Origin of the sequence: Paenibacillus sp. SSG-1, from assembly GCF_002224835.1 — a bacterium.
GTDB classification, from domain to species: Bacteria; Bacillota; Bacilli; order Paenibacillales; family Paenibacillaceae; genus Paenibacillus_AQ; species Paenibacillus_AQ favisporus.
In genome coordinates this window covers 2970231-2995544 of the sequence record NZ_MBRK01000001.1, presented here as the reverse complement: position 1 = coordinate 2995544, position 25314 = coordinate 2970231, and the positions used below count along the sequence as shown (strand labels likewise).

Annotated in this window: 20 protein-coding genes; 18 read left to right on the top strand and 2 right to left on the bottom strand. The window is 49.4% G+C overall.

All coding sequences use genetic code 11. The features are described 5' to 3' along the window. Positions 1-71: 71 nt before the first annotated feature. The 4 genes from BCV73_RS13805 (at position 72) to BCV73_RS13790 (ending at position 3607) form a co-directional block, all read left to right on the top strand. A complete protein-coding gene (locus tag BCV73_RS13805; protein WP_076164873.1) occupies positions 72-515 on the top strand; it encodes a MarR family winged helix-turn-helix transcriptional regulator in 444 nt (147 codons plus the stop codon). Positions 516-518: 3 nt separating this feature from the next. Continuing rightward, complete coding sequence (locus BCV73_RS13800; RefSeq protein ID WP_089547550.1) at positions 519-2321, top strand: DHA2 family efflux MFS transporter permease subunit; 1803 nt, start codon at positions 519-521, stop codon at positions 2319-2321. A 41-nt stretch (positions 2322-2362) separates the two neighbouring features. Beyond that, positions 2363-2926 (top strand): NAD(P)H-dependent oxidoreductase, encoded by a 564-nt coding sequence (locus BCV73_RS13795; RefSeq protein ID WP_076164879.1) that lies wholly within the window; start codon positions 2363-2365, stop codon positions 2924-2926. Positions 2927-3115: 189 nt separating this feature from the next. Then, positions 3116-3607, top strand: a complete 492-nt coding sequence (locus BCV73_RS13790) for an NUDIX hydrolase (protein ID WP_256992852.1) — start codon at positions 3116-3118, stop codon at positions 3605-3607. A gap of 121 nt (positions 3608-3728) precedes the next feature. On the opposite strand, the gene BCV73_RS35800 is transcribed toward BCV73_RS13790, so the two are convergent. Together BCV73_RS35800 and BCV73_RS35430 are read right to left on the bottom strand one after the other, a co-directional pair. Then, positions 3729-3851: a hypothetical protein gene (locus BCV73_RS35800; RefSeq protein ID WP_256992851.1), complete on the bottom strand. Its 123-nt coding sequence runs from the start codon at positions 3849-3851 to the stop codon at positions 3729-3731. A 5-nt stretch (positions 3852-3856) separates the two neighbouring features. After that, entirely contained in the window at positions 3857-4033 is a 177-nt protein-coding gene (locus BCV73_RS35430) for a hypothetical protein (RefSeq protein WP_218828140.1), read from the bottom strand. A gap of 94 nt (positions 4034-4127) precedes the next feature. On the opposite strand from BCV73_RS35430, the gene BCV73_RS13785 reads away from it, so the two are divergent. The 14 genes from BCV73_RS13785 (at position 4128) to BCV73_RS13720 (ending at position 25271) form a co-directional block, all read left to right on the top strand. Beyond that, positions 4128-6437, top strand: coding sequence for a helix-turn-helix domain-containing protein (locus BCV73_RS13785; RefSeq protein ID WP_089547549.1), 2310 nt, complete (start codon positions 4128-4130; stop codon positions 6435-6437). A gap of 156 nt (positions 6438-6593) precedes the next feature. Next, positions 6594-7508 (top strand): ABC transporter permease, encoded by a 915-nt coding sequence (locus BCV73_RS13780; RefSeq protein WP_163875335.1) that lies wholly within the window; start codon positions 6594-6596, stop codon positions 7506-7508. 15 nt (positions 7509-7523) lie between these two features. Continuing rightward, on the top strand, positions 7524-8420 hold the full coding sequence (locus tag BCV73_RS13775; RefSeq protein WP_089547548.1) for a carbohydrate ABC transporter permease: 897 nt from the start codon (positions 7524-7526) through the stop codon (positions 8418-8420). A gap of 25 nt (positions 8421-8445) precedes the next feature. Further along, complete coding sequence (locus BCV73_RS13770; RefSeq protein WP_089547547.1) at positions 8446-10116, top strand: ABC transporter substrate-binding protein; 1671 nt, start codon at positions 8446-8448, stop codon at positions 10114-10116. A 265-nt stretch (positions 10117-10381) separates the two neighbouring features. Next, positions 10382-10831 carry a DUF1569 domain-containing protein gene (locus BCV73_RS13765; RefSeq protein ID WP_089547546.1) on the top strand — a complete coding sequence of 150 codons (450 nt, stop codon included), beginning with the start codon at positions 10382-10384 and terminating at the stop codon, positions 10829-10831. Between the two features lie 375 nt (positions 10832-11206). After that, the gene (locus tag BCV73_RS13760; RefSeq protein WP_089547545.1) at positions 11207-13462 is read left to right on the top strand and encodes a glycosyl hydrolase family 95 catalytic domain-containing protein; all 2256 of its coding nucleotides are present in this window, start codon (positions 11207-11209) and stop codon (positions 13460-13462) included. Positions 13463-13484: 22 nt separating this feature from the next. Further along, positions 13485-15812 (top strand): helix-turn-helix domain-containing protein, encoded by a 2328-nt coding sequence (locus BCV73_RS13755; protein ID WP_179231996.1) that lies wholly within the window; start codon positions 13485-13487, stop codon positions 15810-15812. A gap of 225 nt (positions 15813-16037) precedes the next feature. Further along, positions 16038-17615, top strand: a complete 1578-nt coding sequence (locus BCV73_RS13750; protein WP_256992849.1) for an extracellular solute-binding protein — start codon at positions 16038-16040, stop codon at positions 17613-17615. 193 nt (positions 17616-17808) lie between these two features. Continuing rightward, on the top strand, positions 17809-18663 hold the full coding sequence (locus tag BCV73_RS13745; RefSeq protein WP_244867345.1) for an ABC transporter permease: 855 nt from the start codon (positions 17809-17811) through the stop codon (positions 18661-18663). A 13-nt stretch (positions 18664-18676) separates the two neighbouring features. Continuing rightward, a complete protein-coding gene (locus tag BCV73_RS13740; protein ID WP_089547541.1) occupies positions 18677-19567 on the top strand; it encodes a carbohydrate ABC transporter permease in 891 nt (296 codons plus the stop codon). A gap of 29 nt (positions 19568-19596) precedes the next feature. Beyond that, a complete protein-coding gene (locus BCV73_RS13735; protein ID WP_089547540.1) occupies positions 19597-20721 on the top strand; it encodes a glycoside hydrolase family 88 protein in 1125 nt (374 codons plus the stop codon). A 182-nt stretch (positions 20722-20903) separates the two neighbouring features. Next, entirely contained in the window at positions 20904-23132 is a 2229-nt protein-coding gene (locus tag BCV73_RS13730; protein WP_089547539.1) for a chondroitinase-B domain-containing protein, read from the top strand. Positions 23133-23377: 245 nt separating this feature from the next. After that, positions 23378-23854, top strand: coding sequence for a GNAT family N-acetyltransferase (locus tag BCV73_RS13725; RefSeq protein WP_076164940.1), 477 nt, complete (start codon positions 23378-23380; stop codon positions 23852-23854). A 157-nt stretch (positions 23855-24011) separates the two neighbouring features. Next, positions 24012-25271, top strand: coding sequence for an FAD-binding protein (locus tag BCV73_RS13720; RefSeq protein ID WP_089547538.1), 1260 nt, complete (start codon positions 24012-24014; stop codon positions 25269-25271). The last annotated feature ends 43 nt before the right edge of the window (positions 25272-25314 follow it).

Genomic DNA, 25314 nt, shown 5'->3' with positions numbered 1-25314 from the left:
ACTTATTGACATATCGATTAAATGGTTAGATAATAGTTCGCATGCGAAATATTTGCGAAGGGAGCTTAACGTTGCAAGAACAACGGATCCTGGAAATATTCCAAAGCTACCGTGAGGTCCATCAGGCGTTCTTCCAGCTGATGACCAAAGCGGCGAGTAAGCATAAACTCACTGCGCTGCAGCTGATCGTGTTGAGGGTGCTGCGGGAGCACCCTGAGATCCGCCTTTCGGACCTTGCCGAAAAGGTGAAGCTCGGCAACAGCACGACCAGCGGCATCGTCGATCGGATGGTCAAGGCCGGTCTCGTGGACCGGGAGAGGACTGAAACCGACAGGCGAGCGATGACGCTGACCCTTTCCGAGAAAGGGATGGCGCTCTGGCGCGAGACGGAAGCCACCCGCTTGCACATGATGCGGTCCCTGCTTGAGCTGCCTGAGGAAGACCAGCGGGAGCTGGACCGCATCCAGCAAAAAGTACTGCAACTTTTAAGAAATTATAGAGAGGAAGAAGCTTAAGCCATGACCACTATGGTATCCAATCACTTGCGCAAGGGGCCGATCATGGCCTCCTTGCTCATCGCCGCGTTTGTGGCGCTGTTAAGCCAAACGGTGCTTAACGTCGCGCTACCGAAAATGATGGCGGATCTCAATGTAACGGAAAGCACGATCCAGTGGCTGTCTAACGGTTATATGCTGGTGAACGGCGTACTCGTGCCCGTCAGTGCCTTCCTGATTAACCGGTTTACAACCCGGAAATTGTTTCTGGTGGCCTCATCCATGTTTGCACTGGGCACGGTCATCTGTGCGTTATCCGGCGATTTCAGCTGGCTGCTGGCCGGCCGTCTCGTGCAGGCTTGCGGTGCCGGCATCCTGATGCCGCTTATGACGGTCGTCACGCTGACCATCTTCCCGGTCGAGGAACGTGGTAAAGCAATGGGCCTGATGGGGGTCGCAATGATTTTCGCGCCGGCCATCGGACCAACGCTCTCCGGCTGGATCGTCGAGAATTATGACTGGCACGTGCTGTTCTACATCGTGCTGCCGCTTGCGATCATCGCCGTGATTTTCGGCGCCTTCTCGATGAAGGACGTCATCAAGACGTCCCGTCCGAAGCTCGACGTCCTGAGCGTGATCCTGTCGACACTCGGGTTCGGCGGACTGCTGTACGGCTTCAGTGAAGCCGGTACGAAAGGCTGGGACTCGGAGGAAGTCATCATCTGCCTGGCCGTCGGCGCGGTCGCGCTCATCCTGTTCATTGTGCGCTCGATCATGGTGAAGAATCCGCTGCTCGAAATGCGCGTGTTCAAATATTCCATGTTCTCGCTCACGTCCCTGATTAACGCCATCATCACCATGGCGATGTTTTCCGGCATGATCCTGCTGCCAATCTTCTTACAGAACATCCGCCACTTTTCGCCGCTTGATTCCGGTCTCCTGCTGCTGCCGGGGGCTATTCTGATGGGTATCATGTCCCCGATCACGGGCATGGTGTTCGACAAAATCGGCGCGCGCTGGCTGGCCGTCGCCGGTCTTATCATCACAACGATCACGACGTACGAGTTCAGCCATCTGGAAGCCGATTCATCATACAACCATATGATGCTCATTTATACGGCGCGGATGTTCGGGATGTCCATGCTGATGATGCCGATCCAGACAGCAGGCCTCAACCAGCTGCCGCGCCGCCTGAACGCGCACGGCTCGGCGATGTCCCAGACGCTCCGGAACGTATCAGGCGCGCTCGGAACCGCCTTGCTCGTCACGGTCATGACGAACAGAGCAGCCTCGCATGGGAAAGAGCTCGTCATCGCAGGCCATATCAACCCGAAAGACGCGGTCAAGATGGCCGAGGTCACGCAGCAGGCGACCATTTACGGCATCAACCAGTCCTTCGTCGTGGCCACCTGGCTGACTGTCGCTGCGCTTGTCCTGGCGTTCTTCATCCGCAAGGTGAAGCCGCAAGAGGATACGTTGCAGGCACCGGTTAAAGCGCCCGAGGCGAGTGAGCCGGCGGCCCAACCGGAGCCAGCTGCAGCTGTAGCCCAACCGGTAGAACAACCGGCACTCGCGGAGGTAGCGGCTCACGCGGACATGCAAAACAAGGATAGCGAATTCCGAAATGCCATTCGAGGGTTTTTAACCCCGTCTCAGCCTGAGAAAGACGAAGGGCAATTCACCGATAAAGAGTACCGGAAGGCGCTGCTGAAACTGAAGGATGCCACTAACCAGGAGGTAGCGGAACCGGATGAAGAAATGTCCCCCGACCAAGCTTACCGGGAAACGCTCAAGAAATTGAACGGGCTCTTAAAGGAAAACAAATAAAGAAGCGCGTTTGAACAGCGATCAAGAGAGGAGATCAATCGATGAAAATCTATATTGTGTATGATAGTGAAGCCGGGCATACAGAACAGCTGGCCCGTTCCATTGCCAAAGGCGCCCAAAGCGTGGAAGGCACGGAGGTGTTCATCAATCACGTAAGTAAGGCAAACGTCAAAGATCTTGCCGATATGGATGCGATTATTTGGGGATGCCCCGGACACTTCGGCACGATTAGCTCCGGCTTAAAGGAGTGGATCGATAAGCTCGGATATTTGTGGGCAAACGGGACGTTGGTTGATAAAATCGGCGCAGTATTTTGTACGACGGCAACCATTCATGGCGGGATCGAGGCGACCTTGCTAAACCTGGTTACACCGATGCTGCATCAAGGCATGATGGTTGTCGGCTTGCCGGCTAATATTCCGGAGAATGCACTGTACGGCAGTTATTATGGGGTCGGAGTGACATCCCCTGTTGAAGATACCCGCGATGACCTGATCCAATCGCTATTTACGAAGGGTCTCGGACTGGGAGAAGCCCTTGGAAAACGTGTGGCGAATACAGCAAATACCATTGCGGCAGGCAAGAAATTGCTGAGTAACCTTTAAGTGACCTAATGCAAGTACCCGCTGAGGACATCCTCAGCGGGCTCATATCAACGAGAGCGCAGTCCCATTGTTATGGACCGCGCTCTTCTTTTTGATTGAACGAGTAAACATTCATCCTCGACATTGAACCATGTTAGGCCGAAAATAAAATGATAGGCATAATTACAGATAGCTTGGGGGAATGGCAAGGTGGCTGATATCAATGACAATTTTCATCGGCATATGGGGGTTTATGGAATTTGTACAGCTGATCACTGTATCTTAGTTATTCGAAAGGTATTAGGTCCCTACACTGGGAAATATGATTTGCCTGGTGGCCGATTAGAGAAAATGGAGACTTTAGAGCAAGGGATCATAAGAGAATTCCGGGAAGAAACGGGATACACAGTTCGAAAGCTTAAAAATATTGGGGTTTGTGATTTTTCTGTGATGTGGACCTTACAAGATCATACAATAGAACATTTACATCATATTGCCATTCTATATGAAGTTGATGTTGATTCAGAAGAGATCGCTAATGCCATTGAATCGTTTGAAGGACAAGATTCAGAAGGGGCTATTTGGCTGGACTTTGATGAAGTCAATGGTAACAATTCATCGCCTTTGGTATTGCAGGCAATGAAATGGGTATGTACTGGTACCATTCCAGCTGCGGGTGGTTCTTTTGATTATAGAATCTAAGTTTAACATGAAGTACATATTTCCGAAATTTTCATTCTTAAGGGAACTGGAAGAACCAGCAGAAGCCGCGGGCAGATAATATCGTCCGCAGCTGTTACGAATTGGGGTTCTCAAGTTCCTTTCAAATAGCGTCGAAAGCCGGCTTTAGAACCGTTTCGGCCCAATGGCAGAAGCTGGTGGGTGAGGTGTTTTCAGGCGTACGGTGAAGCGCGTTGAAGATCCCGTCCGCTCCGGCTATGTCCATGTCCATCATCCTCTCGGACATGGCCTCCGTATAGCCCATGCCAAGAAATAATTGCTTGTAGCTGTCGAGTACATTTGCTCAAAGCGAATCGGCGTTCCGAGCGCCTCGGTCAGAAGCTTTGCCATATCCTCGCAGGAGAGGTCTTCCGGTCCGAGCACAGCCAGGTTGTCCTGTTTCTCCATGCCTTTTCGGTGCATAATCTTCATTAGTAATGACGGGTTACGAGGTTCTTGCTATATTGGAGTTACCGATAACTCTAGAAAGGATGGAACCCATTTGAAAGAAGCATCAGGTAGCCATGCAGTGCTGTTATTCCGCTTATTTGTGCCGTACGCCGTCATTTTATTGGCCTCGCTACTGGTTGGTTGGTTTGCTTATCACAAAACATCGGAGCTGGTTGAGAGTGAATCGCGGGAAAGGAATTCAGCAGTACTGGGCCAAGTCAGGGAATCGCTTGATCGACGGTTTGCCGAAATCGAGACGATCGCTCGGCAAATGTCCAGCGAGTCCAAAGTGCTCTCGTTTCAGTTTGTCAAATCACCTTTTTCCGATACGCATCCCTACAGGCTCTGGGAACTCGAAAAAAGCCTGTTCGATTATCAGGTCTTCAATCATTTTATCGTTGACTATTATATCGCTTACAAAAACAGCGGTATGGTCGTTTCGCCGGGAAAGGTATACACAAGCAGGCAGCTTTATGATCTGCAGCTTCATTATGAAGGGTTATCTTATGAGGATTGGTATAAGCAATTGTTCAATGAATTTCATTATAAGACCTACATGCCTGGAACTGAGGTAAAGTATGAAGGCAAAGCCTATTCAGTAGTGAGTTACATGCAGTCTTTCGGGAGCAGGGACAGCCAGGGAATGATTACGGTGTTAATCGATAATAAGCAGATTCAGGAGATGCTGGGCCACATCGATATAGAGCAAGGGGGCTTTGCTTACATTGCGGATCAGAACGGGAGGGTGATCAGCCAAATTGGAGATGTAATTCCGGATTCAAATTTGAAAGCGCTTGCAGTCAGAGAAGGGTTTTCCAGAGGCCAGTGGAAGGGCGAAGATATGCTGATCACTCAAACAACCTCCGGATACAATGGATGGACCTATGTGGCGGCACAGCCCGAGGCAGTCGTACTCAGAAAGGCACATTACATCAAAGAGCTGACGCTAAGTGTGTTCACAGCGTCGCTGGCTTTGGGGCTTGCCGCGGCCTTTGTTCTGGCTTACCGCAGCAGCACTCCTGTCATCAAGCTCCAGCGAATGCTTCCTTCGGTCGACAGAAGGGGGGCTAATCGGAATCGCTTGCTTCGGCTAAACGCGATGGAGGATATCCACCATTCGGTATCGGAGCTGATTGACAGCCGTGAAGAGTTAAGACGCAGGCTGGATGAGCAGCTCCCGCTCATGCAAAACGTGTTTTTTGACAGGCTTCTTAAGGGCGGCTTTACCTCTATGGAAGACGTTGAGAACGCTATGGATCATGCCAAGATTTCCATATGCGGCAGCTGCCATACGCTGGCGGTCATCCGGCTGGGGGGATATCAGGCACCTTATAATGAGGGGATGCTCACGGAGCTCGATATTGTAAAGCTGGCGGTCTCCGACCGGATTTCAGGGATGGAACCCGACTCGTTAAAAATTCATGATCTTGGAGAAAACCAGCTTGCCTTATTGCTAAGCAGCCATGCAGACACGGAAGAGCAGTGCCGCGAAGAAGTCAAACGCCGGTTGACCCGTATTTTTGATCAAATCCTTAGTCTGCACCAAGCCGGAATCACCATTGCGGTCGGCGGACAGCAGAGCCGGTTGACGGAAATTTACCGTTCTTTTGGGGAGGCCATATTCGTCCAGAATCATGCCTATTGGGGCGGAAGAGAACAGATTATATTTCATGATGACATGAAGTTGACGGTTCCTGCATACTACTTCCCTTCCGACGTAGAGCAGAGGCTGATTCAAATGGTGAAATCCGGGAATTACCAGGAAACTCAACAGCTGATCCAGATGATTCGGGATAAAAACAATGTAGAGTTGCAGCCATCCCTTGCTGTAGAACGCATCCTGTCACAGGAGCTCTGTGGAACCCTTTTGAAATGCCGCGAACGGGGGCAGCAGGGACCGGACGGTATGATGCCGGAGATAGATACCATTCTGAAGGCGTCCGACCCCCGCATGGATCCGGCTTCTTTGATAGAAATGGTTCAACGGGCACTGCTTGAGCTGTGCAGACAGAACGAGCAGCGTAAAAAAAGCCATAACGATAAGCTCGCCGTACAACTCGCCTCCTTTATCCACGAACATTTTCATGATCCGGACCTCAGTCTGGCTATGCTGGCGAGGGAGGCACGTACTTCCGAGGCGTACGTATCCTATTTTTTTAAAGAGCACATAGGGCTTAACTTTTCCGACTACTTGGAAGATATCCGTATGAACAGGGCCAAAGCCTTACTCGCCGGAGAAAACAGGCCTATTAGTGAAATCGCCCTCTCCGTCGGCTACCTTTCCCTTAATTCTTTTAGCCGTGCGTTTAAACGGGCCAACGGAGTAAGCGCGACCGAATACAGGCGTTTAAATCAAGCCTAATCCTTTCATCACTTGAGATTTGTATAGTCCATAAATCGGGAATAATGCCTTTTCTAAAATTTCGCATAGTGAAAGAAACGTGCAGATTTACCCGGAATTCCTCCCCGTTCTATACTTCGATCACCGGCCGGTACCACATGGCAAAGTAAGGGGGGGATGAAGCTGAAGACGTTGAAGGAGTTGAGGAAAGGCTGGCAGTTGTACGCACTTTTTTTGCTGCCGCTGCTGTATATCATCATTTTTAAATACGTGCCGATGTATGGTGCCCAAATCGCATTCAAGGAATTTAATGTGACCAAAGGGATTACGGGGAGCCCTTGGGTCGGGTTTGGGCAGTTTGAACGATTCTTCCGGTCCCATGAGTTCTGGAGGCTGCTGAAAAATACGCTTTCCATCAGTTTCTACACATTACTGGCGAGCTTCCCGTTTCCGATTGCTCTTGCACTCGGTCTGAATTACGTCAGGAACCGCCGTTTCAAAAATACGGTTCAAATGGTGACCTATGCTCCTTATTTCATTTCACTGGTTGTACTGGTAGGACTGCTGCTGCAGTTCCTCGATCCGCGGACAGGAATGATTAACACGGTGCTTGGATGGGCAGGGCTTGGGCCCTACCATTTTATGGCCAAGGCTTCCTGGTTTCAATCGATCTACGTATGGTCTAACGTATGGCAAAATACGGGTTTTTCCTGCATTATTTACTTGGCTGCGCTTTCAGGGATTGATCCCGCGCTGCATGAAGCAGCCGTGATGGACGGGGCTACCAAGGTTCAGCGCATGCGGCATATCGATCTCCCGGGGATTATGCCCATTGCGGTCATCCTGTTGATTCTGAATACAGGTCAGATGATGGAGACAGGCTTTGAGAAAATTTTGCTTATGCAAAATTCACTGAACCTCCGTTCCTCGGAAGTCATTGACACTTATGTGTATAAAGTCGGCCTGGTCTCGCAGGCCATGAACTTCTCCTATGCAACGGCGATCGGACTTTTCAAGTCTGTCATCGGCTTTATTCTGCTGCTAGTCGTGAATCAGACCGCGAAGAAACTGAAGCAAGAAAGCTTATGGTAGAAGGGGATGCAAGTTATGAAACCATCCATAATGAAGGAAGCCAGGGCCGACCGATGGTTCACCCTACTGAATTATGCCGTGTTGTCCATTATTTTGATCGTTGTCCTGTACCCGCTTATATTTGTCGTCAGTGCGTCATTTAGTTCCAGCACGGCTGTTTTATCCGGCAGGGTGTGGCTATGGCCGGTTGAGCCTACTCTAGAAGGCTATCGGGCTGTCTTCAAAAATGCCATGGTCGTTAAAGGCTTTTTGAACACGATGTTTTATACCGTTGCCGGGACCGGGATCAATTTGGTATTCAGTGTGATGGCAGCCTATCCGCTGTCCCGCAAGGATTTTCGAGGAAGAAATGGTTTTATGCTGCTCTTCGTATTCACGATGATGTTTAGCGGGGGACTCATTCCTTCGTATTTGCTTGTCAAAGATCTAGGCATGATCGACACCGTATGGGCGATGCTGCTTCCAGCTGCTCTTTCCGTTTGGAATGTGATCATTATGCGGACTTACTTTCAGACGACGATTCCGGATGAACTCCTCGAAGCATCTCAACTGGACGGGTGCAGCGATTTACGATTCCTGCTCCGCATCGTTCTCCCTTTGTCCGGACCCATACTAGCGGTTATTGCCTTGTTTTATGCAGTAGGCCACTGGAATCAATATTTTAACGCGATGATTTATTTGAAACGGGCGGAATTGTATCCGCTTCAATTGGTTCTCCGCGACATCCTGGTTCAAAACGAGGTCAATATTGACATGCTCGGAGATGCCAAAACCGCTGCTGCACGGCAGGGATTGCGGGAGCTGCTAAAATATTCGCTCATTGTGGTCACATCCTTTCCGCTGCTTGTCGTATACCCGTTTGTCCAGAAATTTTTTGTCAAAGGGGTCATGATCGGATCGTTGAAAGGCTAAATCCCCAATATGATGGAGGGCTGTTATGAGGAACTTCGTGAAAAAAACGATTGGTTTGGCTGCAGTTCTGAGCTTGCTGCTGGCAGGATGCTCTACGGAATCAGGTTCCAAGCCAGCTGAACCGGATCGCAATGCATCCGGAACGGACATTCAACTGACATCGCCAGGCACCTACCCGCTGGTCCAAGAGAAGACAACACTTAAGGTCATGGTGCGCGGCAACCCGCTGGTCGAAAATTTCGAAACGAACGAATTCACGAAATGGTATGAGGAAAAAACGAATGTGCATATAGAATGGGAAGTCGTCCCGGAGCAAAGCATGCAGGAAAAACTGAACCTTGTACTGGCGAGTGAAGATTATCCCGACGTGATTATGGGCCTGAACATTTCTCCGTCACAGCAAATGATTTATGGCTCGCAGGGCGCTTTTCTTCCTTTGAATGATCTGATTGAGAAGCAGGGGCTGCAAACGAAAAAAATGTTTCAAGATAATCCGGAAATTAAATCCATGATCACAGCTATAGACGGAAACATTTATGCACTGCCGGAAGTCAATGACTGCTATCATTGTTCCATGAGCCAAAAGATGTGGATCTACGAGCCTTGGCTCAAAAAATTGAATCTGAAGATGCCTGAAACGACGGAGGACCTGTACCAGGTACTGAAGGCGTTCAAAGAACAGGATCCGAACGGGAACGGCAAAAAAGATGAAATTCCGCTGGCTATCACACAAAAGTCGTGGAGATCCTCGATCGACGCTTTCCTCATGAACTCGTTTATCTATAACCCGATCTATGGATCAGGCTATAAGCATATGTTCGTCAAGGAGGGCAAGGTCGACGTCGGCTATAACAAGCCGGAGTGGCGTGAAGGCCTTCGGTATATTCAAAAGCTGTACCAAGAGGGGCTGATTGCTCAAGAATCTTTTACCCAGGACGAAAACCAGCTGATTCAGCTGGGCGAAAATCAGGATGCCGTCATCATGGGAGCATCCACGGGCGGACACCAAGGGGTGTTTACCCAACTGCTTGGCGACAGCGGCCGATGGCTTGAATATAAAGCAGTCCCTCCATTAAAAGGGCCGGAAGGCAAACGGTTTGCAGCCGTGGATACTACGGCATTGACTCCAGGCGCGTTTGTGATTACGAAAAAAGCAAAGAATCCCGAGTTGGCGATGCGCTGGGCGGATGGGCTATACGAAAAAGAGCAGACACTACGCAGCGTTTACGGCCGTCCTGGGCAGGAGTGGCGTGATGCGGAGAAAGGAGAGATTGGCATTAACGGCAAGCCGGCGGTATGGTCTGAGCTTAAATCGTTCGGCACCGTGCAAAATGTGAACTGGGCACAGACGGGCCCGGCGCTCCGTACCAATGACTTCCGATTGTCTGCGGTTGCAAAAGGGGACGACGATCTGGAGGTTATTTTATATCAGGAAACGAAAAATAAATATGAACCCTATAAGCCGACGGATGTGAGTACACTTCCTCCGCTCTTCTTGACCAATGAGCAGGCAACCGAGGCTGCAGATTTGGCCAAGACGATCAACGATTATGTCGACGAAATGATCGCCCGCTTCGTGATTGGCGATGCAAGTTTGGATCAGGACTGGGATAGCTATGTCAGCCAACTAGATGCTATGAATCTGAAGCGGTATCTCGAAATTTACCAGACGGCATATGATAGCCGCAGTAAATAAAACAGACGAAGAGCATGACCATCGATAAGGGGAAGTACCAAGGGTATATGAAGGTCGGTGAACAATAGCTCATTCATGACACGACGGCAGCCGGCCAAAATCATCGGCTGCCCTCGTTACGTTATCAGGCAGTAGACGTTTGCAGGCAAAGGTTGCTGCAATGGAATAGCAATCCCGAAGAAATCGAGTATGCGAATAAAGGTATAATAAGCTTTGTAACTGTCCAGCTATTCATTTGTCAGTCAATAAATTGAAGGAGTCTGTGATGAAAAACATCTTTAATCAAACGGACACTATGGAGATCTTGAGCCGAATAGACAAATTGAGTCCAAATTCACGCGCTCAATGGGGTAAGATGGATGTTGCCCAAATGCTAGCTCATTGCTCATCGTTCCATGACATTGCAATGGGCAATACCTTTCCCCCAAGAGGTTGGTTAGGCATATTCATTGGAACGTTCGTGAAACCAATGTTTTATAATGACAAGCCACCAGCCCGTAACATGTCCACGATTCCTGCAATTATGATTGTAGAAGAAAAAGAATTTGAAACAGAAAAAGTAAAATTAAAACAAAAAATTGTAACATTCCAAAGCAATGGCCCGGAAAAATGTACGTCTCACCCACATCCCTTTTTTGGAAAACTGACTCCTGAGCAATGGGGAAAAGGATTATACAAGCACCTGGACCATCACTTAAATCAATTTGGTGTTTAGTCATTAACAGAAGTATCAAGGTCTGGCAAGATAAAACCCTCACTTATCAGGTTATGGTAGGTGAGGGTTTTAACGTGTTTAGATGATAGGATCCATGCGGCATATTCCGAGTTGGGCCAGAGCGTAAGCGACGCCATCTTCTTCACAGTACGTGTCACCATGTGTACCCGTTCCTGCACGTAAGAGACTTTTAGGATCCTGATACAAAAACCAAAACTGCCAGTAAACCAGAAGATGTATAATGTATTGGATAAGTAAAACCAACTTGGATGAAGGTCGAGTCTTTTGGGTTGACTGAATATGTAAGCGGATACATATTGTAAGGCAGGTCTTAAAGGTTATTACAACTACCCGAAAATAGAGGAGGAAAAGCAAATGAGCATGTGCATTCAAACCCACATCGATTGGCCCGCATTCTTGTCCCGTCACGATATGTTATGGCAAACCAAACCTATAAGCTGGGATGAAGGAGTTTTTATAGGCAACGGTCTTCTTGGAGCCATGATATATAGCGAGGAGCATCGGGATCAACGACATGTGCTGAGGTTCGTGCTGGGACGGACCGACGTGACGGCTTCGCGTGAAGGAGGGGCTAAGGCGTTTCCTGTACGGGTCCCTATTGGTGAGATCGCGTTGGAAATGGAGGGTTGGATCTATCAGCCTTGTGAGATTCGGCTTGATCTTTGGAATGCTGAAATGCGCGCGGTGATCCCTACGACGAAGGGAGAAGTCAGATTAAGGGCATTGATCCATGCCCTATATCCGGTTCTGGCCATTGAACTTGATAGCGATGAAGGTGAGCAGAGGGCGGAAATGAGATGGTATTCCTATCCTGAGGTCGATCCCATTCTGAAGAATGCCGATGGAATCAACCTGAACCAATACATACCGGAGATCACTGTCGAACGGACGGAAGAGGAAGGGACTGGCATCGGTGTTCAATCCTATGGAAAGGGCGAAGGCTGCACAACGGCTTGGAAGGTGCACAATTACGGAAGAGTGAAGGAAGGTAGCGGAGAATGCGAAAATGATGTGAGGTATCACCGTTTATGCCTGTTGACGGTGGTCAACGGAATATCAAATGAAGACAGGGAAATTGCACGCCATGAACTTGAGAATGTGCCCCAGGAAGATTTGACTTCGTGGATAGCCGAACATCGCCGTTGGTGGCATGACTATTATCCGGCAAGCTTTATCTCGATTCCGGACACGCAGCTCGAGAGCTTTTATTGGATCCAAATGTACAAACTGGCCTCTGCAACAAGAAAAGATCTCCTTCCAATAGATAACCAGGGCCCGTGGATGACCTCAACGCCATGGCCGGGATTATGGTTTAATATGAACGTTCAGATGAGCTATTCACCGGTATATACCGCGAACCGTCTTGAGCTCGGACAATCCCTCATTTCTTCGCTGCAGCAGCATCAGGAGCAATTAATTCGTAACGTTGATGAATCTTTCCGCAGCGATTCGGCTGGCCTGGGGCGAAGCAGCAGCTATGATCTGAACAGCCCGGTTGAAGATGAGGTCGGAAATTTAACGTGGATCATGCATAATTGCTGGAGGCAGTACCGCTATTCGATGGACGAGACGCTGCTCCGTGATTTTGTTTATCCGCTGTTGCGGCGAAGCATCTGCCTCTATATGCATCTTCTGGAGGAAGGTCCGGACGGCAGACTCCATCTGCCACCTACGGTATCGCCTGAATACGGCTCGTTTAAACAACTCAAGACCCCCGATGCTCATTACGACCTCTCCCTGCTGCGCTGGGGCTGCGAAACACTGCTGTATGCTGCCAAAAGGATGGGGATCGAAGATCCGCTGCAGGCGCGCTGGGCCGATATTCTTGCCAGGCTTACGCCGCTGCCGGTAGACCAAACAGGATACAAAATCGGAAGGGATCTCAGCCTGGAATTCGGCCATCGTCATTTCAGTCATTTGCTGGCTGTATTCCCGCTGCATATTACCGGAAATTCTGAAGAGGAACGGCAGCTCGCCATTCGTTCCCTCAGACATTGGATAGCCAAGGAAGGTGATCTGCGCGGGTTCAGCTTCACCGGAGCCGCTTCTATTGCAGCAGCCATGGGTCTGGGCGATGAAGCACTAGCCTATTTGCGAAGCTTAATGCATTTGATTAAACCAAATACGATGTATAAAGAGGCGGGTCCGGTCATCGAGACGCCTTTAGCCGGGGCGGAAGCGATTCATGACATGCTGCTGCAAAGTTGGGGGAACATCATTCGGGTATTTCCTGCGGTTCCGGAGACGTGGCAGGAGGCTGTTTTTCACAATTTGCGTGCTGAAGGAGGATTCCTTGTAAGCGCTGCCTCGAAGGCGGCACAAACGACTTTTATCCGCATTCAGAGTCTTGCCGGGGAGCCATGCAGATTGCTAACAGATCTTGCATATTCGGAACAAGGGTTTGTGATCGAAGTTCAAGGTAAGAGGGCCCAATTTATATTACATGAGGATAGATCGATCGAAATTGTGCTGAAATCTGGCGATGAGGCCGTGCTGTATATTTCAGACGGTGAGGAGCCACGGGTAATTGCACCTGTGCCGGCTGAGCCGGGCATGCAGCACTTTTTTGGAAGCAGGAAGCCATGGCGATTGTATGGATTCCCGAAATAAGCCCAGGGAGGCATGAATGATCATGTTTAAGCAGCTGCGCAAGTACAACCGAAGCGTGATAGTGACTTGGCTCATTTCCTATATTACCGTGTTAATGGTGCCCATTCTCATCAGTATTGTTCTGTATTTCATTACCTATCAACAGGTCAAGACGGAAACAAACCGTTCGAATGCGTTGTTATTGGAACAGATGGAGATGTCGATTGACAGCAAGCTGAAAGGGCTGGAGCAGCTGAGCCTGGAGATTGCTTTAAACCGGAATATCTCCAGCTTTTCGAGTGTCGATCCCCCGCTCAGCGATGCTCATTATTATGATTTGTTCCAAATTTCCGAAAGCCTGCGCACGTATAAAAATGCGAATGATTACATTGAGCAAATTTATGTCATGTATACAAACAGTGATACGGTGATCTCCACCTACGATCATATGAACCGCCAGGGTTTGTTTCAAAAGCTGCGCCAGCAGGACGATACCTCTTTTGAACAATGGAATAGCTTATTTGAGCGAAAATATGTAAACGGCTATACGCCGATGACGTTTTGGGATGGAGGGACTTCAATCCCGGTTGTTGTGTTTGCAAGATCCCTTGTTTTTAACACACCGGGGCAGCCGCCGGCAATCGTACTGTTTGTCATGAAGGATTCGAAATTAATCGAAAGCGCCCCGCGGCATCCGGATGCAAGGATGTTCATTCTGGATACGGAGAGCCGGTATATCGCCGCTCGGACAGATCCAGGCCTCCTGCCGCAGCATCTCACCTACGGGGAGCTCCGGGATCAGCAGGGCATCGTGTATAAAGATGTGCAGGAGCAGCAAGCAGCCGTTTCCTATATCACTTCAAGGATAACGGGCTGGAAATACGTTTCCGTATTACCGGCATCCCTCTTTAACGAGAAAATGCAGTATATGCGCAAGCTCATATGGATCAGTATCGGAATGTGCTTCCTGGTTGGAGGCGTAATTTGCGTCCTTTTTCTGCGGAAAAATTATATGCCGATCCAAGTGATGCTCCAAAGTCTTTCGCATAAATTCGGATTGCGTTTTGACGGAGGTTCAAGTGAATATTCCTTCCTACAAGGGGCCATTCAGCATTATTTTACGGAGAAGGAAGATATGCGTGCGCGTTTAGACCAGCACCGTAACACGATTCGGGCCCATCTCATCCGCAGGCTTCTTAAGGGATCCATAGAAAAGGAGGCTCTTCTACACGAATCCCTTGCTGCCCATCATATTGAGTTCTCATCCGACCGCTTTGTGGTCATTCTCATGTCCGTGGACGGTTTCGGGAAATTCGAACAGTACGGCCAGAACGGCCAGTCGGATCAAAAGGAGCAGATGCTGCATTTTATTCTGACAAACGTCCTGGTGGATGCAGCAGCGGATGATGCCGCTATATACACGACGGAAATGAATGATGTTCTTGCATGTATTGTGAATTTTCATAAAAGCGATTCTGAAGAGCGGGAGCGGCTTACTCTGCATCGCATATCCGCTCAGGTTCGTGAATTTATGCAGGAACAGATGCAGGTTGAGCTGACGATCGCGGTTGGAGAGGTTTATTCAGACATCTATGAAATCGCGCAGTCCTATCATGAGGCACTGGATGCCCTGGAGTATCGGATTGTACTTGGAAGCGGACAGTTCATCCGGTATCGGGATACGCAATTGAATCAGGCGCCGCCGCATCATTATTATTTCCCACTCAGCGTCGAACAGCAGCTCATCTATGTAGTGAAGAGCGGAAATTACGCGAAGGCTGAGGCGCTGATCGAAGATATTTTCCAGAAAAACTTCACGGGACACCCGGTATCCGTTCCACTTGCCAAATGCTTAATGTATAACATGGCCAGCACGATGCTTAATACGGTTGATGAAGTCAGCATTACCGGCAAACGATCGCTGGAGGCGCATCTCTTGGATGTAGAACCGCTCCTTTCATGTGAGCATGTCCCGCAAATGAAGGAACAATTGAAGGTCAAGCTGAGTCAGGTCTGCAGCTGGATTCAAGCCGAGAAGCGGGATCACCACCGCTATTTAATTGAAGATGTACAGCGCTACATAGAGAACCATCTGCACGATCCGAATTTGAATATTTCCATGATCGGAGATGTATTCCGGATGACCCCGTCCTATATCTCGCGTCTTTATAAAGATCATACGGGAGAAGCGCTGCTGGACACGATTAACCGTTCGCGTCTGGCCGAAGCCAAAAACCTCCTGAAGCATAACAAGCTGACCGTCAATGAAGTCGCTGGCCGTGTCGGTTATGCGGATGTCAGCACGTTTGTACGAACCTTTAAAAAGTTTGAAGGCATGACTCCCGGAGCATTCCAAAAGGCGGCGCAATAACGCAGAGGACAGACAAGATCACGGTTTTTTCAAGAATTGCCTATCATTTTATGTTTTGTCTATGTTCACTTTCGCGGATTTGTTGAACAATGGCTTCGGATACTTTGTTTTGAAAGGGTATTCATCATACTATCCTGAATCGGGGGAATGGCAATGGATCGACGTTTGCGGATAGGCAAAATCTTAATAAGGCGTTTTAAAGCGGGTGTCTCTTCTGTCCTGCTCATGAGTTTGATCCTGGCGGGATGCTCAACAGGAAGCACTGAGGAAGGTGAACCGAAAGATCAAGCGGGCGCATCCTCAGATATCGGTTCGACCTATCCGCTGAAGACGAGCGAAGGGTTCACATCATGGGAAGCTTTGAACAATAATGCCGTCACCTTCTATTCCAATCTAGCCGAAACACCGTTTGGAAAGGCGCTTGCGGAGAAAACAGGGGTGAACGTGAAGTATGTCCATCCGAATGATCAGCAGACGAAGGAACAATTTAATCTGATGATCGCTTCTGATGAGCTGCCGGATACGGTCGAATATGACTGGACCGGGCGAAGCGCAGGCTCCTATCCGGGGGGACCGGAGAAGGCGATCAAAGATGGGGTCATTCTGGAACTCAATGATCTCATTGACAAGTATGCGCCAAACCTCAAGAAAAAGCTGGAAGCAGACAAGGAACTCGACAAGATGGTGAAAACGGACAGCGGCAAATATTACGTATTTCCGATGATCCGCAACCCGTCCGGGCTGGTATTCCGGGGACCGATCATTCGAAAAGACTGGCTCGACGACTTGAATTTGCCTGTACCTACCACGATTGCGGAATGGGAAACCACGTTAAAAGCTTTCAAAGATCAGAAAGGGGCGAAAGCTCCGCTTAGCGTCACGTACACGGGAGGAAATTTTGAAATCCGGGATGCTTTTATCGGTGCCTACCATACGTCCAACTCTTTTTATATTGATGACGAGGGCAAGGTGAAGTATGGGCCGGTCGATCCACAGTACAAGGATTTTCTGGCGTTGTTCCGCAAATGGTTTGCCGAAGGCTTGTTCGATAAGGATTTTGCACTTACGGACGGCAAAGCTCTGGATAACAAGATTTTGACCGGCCAGACCGGAGCAACGGTATCACTGCTGAGCGGCGGCCTTGGAAAGTGGATGGATGCTATGAAGAAACAGGACCCGAAGTTTAAATTGGTGGGTGCCCCTTATCCAACGATTCAGAAAGGTGAGGTTCCGTTTACGGGTCAGCGTGATTTCAAATACAACCCCGGTCCAAGCAAAGCGATTACAACCGCCGCCAAAAATCCGGAATTGGTCGCAAGGTGGCTGGATTATGCATACAGCGATGAAGGTGCCATGCTGTTCAATTTCGGCATTGAAGGCGAGAGCTATTCGATGGACAACGGAACTCCGGTGTATACCGATTTGATCAAAAATAACGAGAAATACAGCCTGCAGCAAATGGTATCCCAATACTCCAAACCGAATGGTCCGTATGAAGCGGATGAGCGCCGCAATTGGAATACGTTCCCTGAACAGGATGAGGCCGTTAAAATATGGTCTCAGACAGACGCGGAAAAGCACACACTGCCCGCTTTCCTCACCCCAACGGACGAGGAGAGCAAGGAGCTCGGCAAAATCTTGACGGACGTAAGCAACTATAAGGAAGAGATGTTCGTGAAGTTCATCGTTGGGAAGGAACCGATGGAGAATTATGATGCTTACGTCGCACAGATTAAGAAGCTCGGGATTGATCGGGCGGTCGAAATCTATCAGAATGCGCTGGATCGGTATAACGAGCGGTAAGTGTTGATCAGCCCGGAGGAGTGATAACCGCCCGATTCTTCTGGGCTTTAGATTGATCATGAGGAGTGACAACGGCATGGCGAAACATCCGCCTCAAGAGCAGCATGCGGCTCTATTGACCACTTACAGAAGCAGGAGCCTGATCCGCTGGGGAATTCTGAAGGATATCCGAAGAAATCCCTGGCTCTATATCATGCTGACACCGGTGCTGCTCTATTTCACTATTTTTCACTATTATCCGATGTACGGCGCCCTGATAGCTTTCAAAGATTTTTCCCCGCGATTAGGAATCATGGGAAGTCCATGGGTAGGCTGGGAACACTTCGAGTCCTTTTTTGAAGGCATTTATTTCTGGCGTGTCATTAAAAATACGTTATTAATCAGCTTCTATGAGCTGCTTTTTGGATTTCCCGCTCCCCTGATTCTTGCCCTTCTGCTGAATGAAGTGAGAAAGACGGTATTTAAACGGACCGTCCAAACCTTTACCTATATGCCTCATTTTATATCGCTTGTTGTCGTATGCGGCATGATCAAAGAGTTTACGATGAGTGATGGGATCATTAACGACCTGCTGGCGTTGTTGGGCTGGGAGCGGGTTTCTTTACTGCTTGAATCCCAATATTTCCGTACGATCTTTGTCTCATCAGGAATTTGGCAAAATATCGGATGGGGGACCATTATCTATTTGGCGGCGTTAGCCGGTATCGACCAGGAGCAGTATGAAGCGGCAAAAATGGACGGCGCAAGCCGCTGGAAGCAAATGCTCCATGTGACATTGCCGGGAATTATGCCCACCATCATCATCCTGTTCATTCTGGAAATGGGAAGAGTCATGAATGTGGGAGGGGAGAAGATCATTCTCCTATACAATCCGTCCACCTATGAAACCGCGGATGTGATTAGTTCATATGTGTATCGTGTAGGACTGCAGGAGTTCGATTACAGCTTCAGTTCGGCCGTAGGACTGTTCAATTCCGCCATCAACTTTATGCTGGTCATCTGCTCCAACTGGTTGAGCCGGAAGATGAACAATACGGGCTTATGGTAGGAGGAACTTGCTCATGAAACGAAGAATCGGCCGACCATCCCTAGGTGAGAGAGCATTCGATGCCTTTAACTATACTTTATTAACAGTTATCACCATCTTTACGGTTTACCCCCTGGTCTATGTTTTATTCGCTTCTCTAAGCGATCCGACGCTGTACATGCAGCATTCCGGGATATTATGGAGACCGTTAAAATTCAGTTTCCATGCTTACGAGCTGGTGTTTGAAAATCCAATGATTGTTAAGGGCTATGTCAATACCTTCATTATTCTTGCCGGCGGACTTGTCCTCAATATCATCTTAACAGCCTTTGGGGCGTATGCGTTATCGCGCAAGGGACTACGTTACCGTAAACAGCTCATGCTGTTTATCGTATTTACGATGTTTTTTAATGGAGGCCTGATTCCTTTATATTTCACGGTAAAAGGGCTTGGCCTGACGAACTCGCTGTGGTCTCTGATGATCCCTCAGGCGATTTCGGCCTTTAATCTGATTATTATGAGGACGGCGTTCGAGGCTGTGCCTGACAGCCTGGAGGAATCGGCAAAGATCGATGGGGCGAATGAGTTCGTCATTCTCTTCCGGATCATGATCCCGCTCTGTATGCCGGTGATGGCCGTAATGCTGCTTTACTATGGGGTCAGCCACTGGAATTCATGGTTTAACGCAATGATCTATCTGCAGGACCGATCCCTATATCCGCTTCAGTTGGTTCTCCGCGAGCTGCTGCTGCTCAATGATGCCAGCTCCATGGCTACCGGAGCCAGCGGTGGAGAGGTTGCCATTATCGGTGAAACGCTCAAGCACGCGACGATTATCGTGGCCACCGTTCCGATTCTGCTGGTCTATCCATTTCTGCAGAAGTATTTTGTCAAAGGGGCCTTGATTGGGGCGATTAAGGGATAAAAAAGTTGAGTAGCCAAGGGAGGTTTACGATGAATAAGCTCGGAAGCGTAAATGACAAGCATTTGGAGACATGGTGGAGGCAGGCTCAGCAAAAAGTGGAACGTTTGATGCAAAAGGAACCCCTGCTTGCGCCGCATGCGGCAAAATCCGGAGAATACGACGGGTTGACATTGGATAACTGGATATCGGGGTTTTGGCCGGGAATGCTGTGGATTTATTACGATATGACAGGAGATCAAAGGTGCCTAGATGCAGCTTGGGACTGGGACATCCGAATGGAGCGGCTGACGCTGGAGGAGAACCGTTTTCATCATGATGTCGGATTTCAATATTTGCCGACCTCGATTCTGAAATATAAGCTAACCGGCGACGCCGATGGCAGAAGGAGGGGTTTGGCAGCTGCCAACTTTCTGGCAGGCCGGTTCAACCTGGCTGGTCAGTACCTGCGGGCTTGGAACCGCGATCTCCCGGGATGGGCAATCATCGATTGCCTCATGAATTTGTCCATTCTGCTGTGGGCGGCAGACGAGAGCGGGGATCCGAGATTCAGCCATATAGCCAAAGCGCATGCCGACATGGCCTTAAGGTATATGGTCCGGCCCGACGGTTCTACCTGCCATGTAGCCGTGTTTGATCCCGCGAACGGCGAGCTGCTGGAATATAAAGGCGGGCAAGGCTATGCTCCGGATTCCTGCTGGTCCAGAGGGAATGCTTGGGCATTATACGGCATGGCAAACCTATACCGGTACACGAGGGAACACGAATATCTGCAGGCATCGCAGCGGGTGGCACACCACTTTATCGCTTCATTGCCGGAGGATATGGTTCCGCCTTGGGATTTCCGTGTTCCGAACCAGGAGACCGAGCCTCGGGATACCTCTGCTGCGGCCATTGCCGCTTCAGGTCTGCTGGAGCTTGCGGAATTAACATCTCCCGAAGTGGGGGCTGTATATCATCATGCAGCCACGCGTATTATCGCTTCTTTATCTGAACGCTATTCCACTTTCGGCGACGATGAGCACGAAGGGATTCTGCATAGCGCGACAGGGCATAAGCCGGAAGGCGTCAATGTCAATGTATCCTTGATCTACGGGGATTATTATTATGTGGAGGCGCTCGCGAAACTACGGGGCTGGTCTCACCGTGTATTTTAGTGCTTTACATCGTTAATTAAAGAAAGAGGTGAAGCGTATTGAGTACGTTACTGAAAAAAACGATCAGGCAGAGGCTTACGGGCAGAGTAGGGATAGGACTTTTACTGACGTTGTTATTAGGGTCATTAACGTTACAACCTTCACAGGTGAATGGAGCAGCGAATGAAACGGGAGGCAGCCATATGAAACTAGCAGTGAGCGGTGTGACGGTCAGCTCATACCAGCCGAACACGAATTATGTACCTGAAAAGGTCGTGGATGGGATCTGGGGAGAAGACACAGACAGCCAGCAAAGCCGCTGGTCAGCATCCGGGCAAGGGGAATGGCTTCAGTTTGACCTGGGGCAGCCGCAAAAGGTAACTTATGCGAACATCGCTTTTTTAAACTCACGGGAACGGCTTTCCAGCTTTGAAATCACTGCATCGGATACGCCTGATTTCGAGACGGGGACCGTCGTTCTTGGCAGGCAGTCCAGCCGTCAGCTCCAGCCGGAGGAGAGCATCCTGCAGACCTATGTGTTTGATCAGCCGGTGAAGGCGAGATACCTCCGTCTTACGGGATATGGAAACAGTGCCAGCGGAAGCTCGGGAAATTGGAACAGCATTATGGAAGTGGAGCTGTATGCAGGAAACCCGCCAGAGACAGGGGAACCGGCCCCTCCTCCATCTGACGCGGGAAGTGTTAAGGAAGGGGAGGTCAAACCTCCTGAATTCAATCATATTAAGGTCCGGACGGCCAAGGAGCTGCAGTCGGCCCTTGATGAAGCCGTCAGCGGAACATGGATTGAGCTTCAGCATGGCAGCTATGAACAAAATGGCCCGTTCGTCATTAAAGAAAAGCATGGTACCGCAGCGTATCCGATCCGGGTAACGGCAGCGAAATCCGGCAAAGCGGTGATTACAGGGAACAGCTACATGCACATTGAGAATTCCAGCTACATTGAGGTAACGGGACTCCAATTCCGGAATGGCATCGGAGATGAGACGGGAGATCAAACCCTGGTCGAACGCGGATTAGAAAACCGCTCCTTGACGGGTGTCCATCCTGGCGTGCAGCTGCAGAGCTCCAGCCATATCTCCATTGTGGGGAACACCTTCGCGCTCGATGAGACCGGTCAGCCGTACCGGTTCAAGGCAGATAAGCGTTCCGTGTGGTGCCTGGTCAACATCAAGGGGAGCTGCCGCTATGGAGAAAACAGCTATGATCCGAGCGGTGAAGTTTATAGCGGGTCGACACCGTATGAAGATGATAAGCTGCTAACCGACAATGGAACCAACCGACATTATATCCGGGTCGAAGGTACGAGCAGCCATAACCGGATCGCTTATAACGACATCGGTCCCAAGAAGGGATTTGGCGCTGTGGTGATCTATGACGGCGAGGGCCACAGCGGGCAGAGCATTTCGCAATACGATGTGATTGAATACAATCATTTTCACGATATCGGCCCCCGGGTCAGCAACGGCCTGGAAGCGATTCGCCTCGGGTTATCCAGCTTGTCATTATCCTCAGGCTATGTGACAATCCAGCATAATCTATTTGACGGGTTAAACGGCGAAGACGAAATTATTTCGGTAAAAAGCAGCGATAACATTATCCGCTACAATACGGTGCGCAATTCGTATGGCGGGATCGTATCCCGTCACGGGAACCGCAACCGCTTCTATGGCAATTTTATTGTCGGCGATGGAAAAACGGCTGGGCTCAGCGGCTTCCGGATCTATGGCAACGACCATCAAATCTTCAACAATTACATGGAGGGGCTAACGGATAAAATTATCCGCCTTGACGGCGGCACGCATGACGGGGGACCGGAAGGCGGAACGAACCCGACCGTCCGCTGGGGCGGAGAGAATGAACAAACCGCTGTGTTAAACAGCCTTCCGGAAGAGGAAAGAACAGAGCTGCTGCGTGGGCACTGGCGGCAGTATAACGTCCAAATCTACCATAATACGATTGTGAATGTCGGCAACAACACGCCTGTGTTTACCCTCGGTGGAAGAACGTATCAGCCGGTTGGGACGAAGATCTATAACAATCTGATCTTCAGCCATGCGGGCACCATGTTTACTGAGACGGAAGCTATGATGAAAGCACCGGCTCAGGAACGACCCGAATACAAAGGGAACAAGGTAGAAGGCATTGCGCCTATTTCGAACAATTCCGTTGTTGGCGGGGCAATCCGCAAAGAGGATCTGAGGCTGGTCCGCGGTAATGACGGGTTAATCCGGTTGTCGGTATACAGTCCGGCCATCGATGCGGCCATCAGCCCGCTGCTGGCTCTGGACGACATGGACGGCCAGATGAGATACGCGCCGGATGTGGGCGCAGATGAATATAGCTCCGGCAAATCCATAACCAATCGGCCGCTCACGACCATTGATGTTGGACCCCGGGCATTAATGAAATAACGCGCTTCCAACGGCAAGTAAATGAAATTCCGTAGCAATACAGAATGCAGTTAGTAAATGAAAAGGCCAACTCGGTTAACGAGTTGGCCTTTATTTTTGTAAATCCTTACCACAGCATGTGGTGACACCTATTTGGACACATACATGCCATCCAGACAAAAATGTAACTTGGCCGCTAATCTGCATTATAATCGTCAACCCAGGGTAATAAGAAATATCTGTGCCGTGTAAGGGAGGAACTAGATATGCATTGGAAAATAAGAGAGGCGAAACCGGAGGACTTTGATGCGATCAACGAGCTCGTTGGTCAATTATACAGCATCCATGCAAAGAACCGGCCGGACATCTACAGACCTTGCGATAAACCGCTCGATTACGATTATTATATTTCAATGTTGAACGACGACAACGTAAAGGTCTTCATCGGGGAAGACGGTGACCGAATAATCGCCTACACCATTATAAATTTCATGGATGCACCTAAGAGGGCCGCTTATGTAAAACGAAGATATATCGAATTAGACCATATCTGTGTGTCAGAAGAATACCGAGGGAAGGATATCGGAAGCAAGTTTATCAACTATATTAAAGAGCTCGCAAAATCGCAGCAGTTTAGCAGTATCGAATTGCATGTAGCGGAATTCAATGAAGATGCGATCGGATTTTATGAGGCCAAAGGATTCAAACCGAGAAGCAGGACGCTGGAATTGCCTATCGTATAAATCGCGAGACTAACCAAGTACAAGGTTCGAGTTTAATCATGACTACTACTTTCATAGGTTAATGAAGCTACCGGGCAGGATTGTGGAACGCTATGCCGAATACCTCAATAATCAAGTTGATTCAGACAAAAATTTGCATTTTAAATAGGAGAGTTGTATGGGAGATCAGTTGAACTGGGCCGGGAACTATCGCTACAGCTCGTTGGAGCTGCTTGAGCCTAAAAATCTGGAAGAGGTTAAGGATCTGGTAGTTAACCGCAGTAGCATACGCGTGCTTGGCTCGCGTCATTCTTTTAACGGAATTGCCGACACTGGTGGCAGCCATCTCTCGCTTCGAAAGATGAATCGGGTCATCGATCTCGACCGAGAACAGAACATCGTAACTGTCGAGGGTGGCATTCGATATGGCGATCTGTGCCGCTATTTAAATGATCGTGGCTGCGCGTTGCATAATTTAGCGTCGCTTCCGCACATTAGTGTGGCTGGCGCCGTGGCGACAGCTACCCACGGCTCGGGCGTCCATAATGCAAGCTTGGCGTCTTCTGTCCGTGCTATTGAGCTAATGAAATCGGATGGAGATGTTACGGTGCTTACGCGAGGGGTTGATCCCGAGTTTGATGGGGCGGTCGTCGGGCTTGGCGGACTGGGAGTCGTCACTAAGCTTACACTGGATTTAGTACCTTCGTTTCAGGTAAGTCAGACCGTATATGAACGTCTTCCTTTTTCTGCACTGGATAGTAGCATCGAAGAAATTTTATCTGCCGCGTACAGTGTCAGCTTGTTTACGAATTGGGCAGAGCCCATATTCAATCAAGTGTGGGTAAAACGAAAGCTGGGAGCAAACGGGGAGGATGAGGCACCATCCCATTTCTTCGGGGCTATACCCGCTCCGGAAAAACGGCATATGGTTTCTGGTCAATCTGTCGTAAACTGTAGCGAGCAGTTAGGCGTCCCGGGACCATGGTACGAACGGCTGCCTCATTTCCGCATGGATTTTACCCCCAGCGCGGGCAATGAACTGCAAAGTGAATATTTCATTCCGAGGCAGCATGCGCTCGAAGCGATACATGCGCTAGGCAAATTGAGTGATCGAATTGCACCTCTGCTCTTCATTTCCGAGATACGAACAATTGCTTCGGACACATTCTGGATGAGCCCATGCTACCATCAAGACAGCGTTGGTTTGCATTTTACATGGAAGCCGGAGTGGGAGCGGGTGCGCGAGTTACTTCCGCTTATCGAACATGAACTGGAACCGTTTGGAGTACGTCCGCATTGGGCGAAGCTGTTTACGATGGAGCCGGAAAGATTACAAGCCCGGTATGAGCGGTTAGCGGATTTCCGTCAGTTGCTGCTTCGATACGATCCAACCGGGAAGTTTCGGAATTCGTTTCTGGATCATTACATTATGAGTTAATTTAAAGTATTAATGACTTAATTAGAATATGTGATCAGACCTC

Coding starts and splice junctions, on each gene's coding strand:
- BCV73_RS13730 (WP_089547539.1), top strand. CDS start 20,904: ATGAAACTAGCAGTGAGCGGTGTGACGGTCAGCTCATACCAGCCGAAC.
- BCV73_RS13745 (WP_244867345.1), top strand. CDS start 17,809: ATGCTGACACCGGTGCTGCTCTATTTCACTATTTTTCACTATTATCCG.
- BCV73_RS13795 (WP_076164879.1), top strand. CDS start 2,363: ATGAAAATCTATATTGTGTATGATAGTGAAGCCGGGCATACAGAACAG.
- BCV73_RS13740 (WP_089547541.1), top strand. CDS start 18,677: ATGAAACGAAGAATCGGCCGACCATCCCTAGGTGAGAGAGCATTCGAT.
- BCV73_RS13800 (WP_089547550.1), top strand. CDS start 519: ATGACCACTATGGTATCCAATCACTTGCGCAAGGGGCCGATCATGGCC.
- BCV73_RS13725 (WP_076164940.1), top strand. CDS start 23,378: ATGCATTGGAAAATAAGAGAGGCGAAACCGGAGGACTTTGATGCGATC.
- BCV73_RS13750 (WP_256992849.1), top strand. CDS start 16,038: ATGAGTTTGATCCTGGCGGGATGCTCAACAGGAAGCACTGAGGAAGGT.
- BCV73_RS35430 (WP_218828140.1), bottom strand. CDS start 4,033: ATGGAGAAACAGGACAACCTGGCTGTGCTCGGACCGGAAGACCTCTCC.
- BCV73_RS13770 (WP_089547547.1), top strand. CDS start 8,446: ATGAGGAACTTCGTGAAAAAAACGATTGGTTTGGCTGCAGTTCTGAGC.
- BCV73_RS13720 (WP_089547538.1), top strand. CDS start 24,012: ATGGGAGATCAGTTGAACTGGGCCGGGAACTATCGCTACAGCTCGTTG.
- BCV73_RS13760 (WP_089547545.1), top strand. CDS start 11,207: ATGAGCATGTGCATTCAAACCCACATCGATTGGCCCGCATTCTTGTCC.
- BCV73_RS13735 (WP_089547540.1), top strand. CDS start 19,597: ATGAATAAGCTCGGAAGCGTAAATGACAAGCATTTGGAGACATGGTGG.
- BCV73_RS13765 (WP_089547546.1), top strand. CDS start 10,382: ATGAAAAACATCTTTAATCAAACGGACACTATGGAGATCTTGAGCCGA.
- BCV73_RS13780 (WP_163875335.1), top strand. CDS start 6,594: ATGAAGCTGAAGACGTTGAAGGAGTTGAGGAAAGGCTGGCAGTTGTAC.
- BCV73_RS13775 (WP_089547548.1), top strand. CDS start 7,524: ATGAAACCATCCATAATGAAGGAAGCCAGGGCCGACCGATGGTTCACC.
- BCV73_RS13755 (WP_179231996.1), top strand. CDS start 13,485: ATGTTTAAGCAGCTGCGCAAGTACAACCGAAGCGTGATAGTGACTTGG.
- BCV73_RS35800 (WP_256992851.1), bottom strand. CDS start 3,851: ATGGACATAGCCGGAGCGGACGGGATCTTCAACGCGCTTCACCGTACG.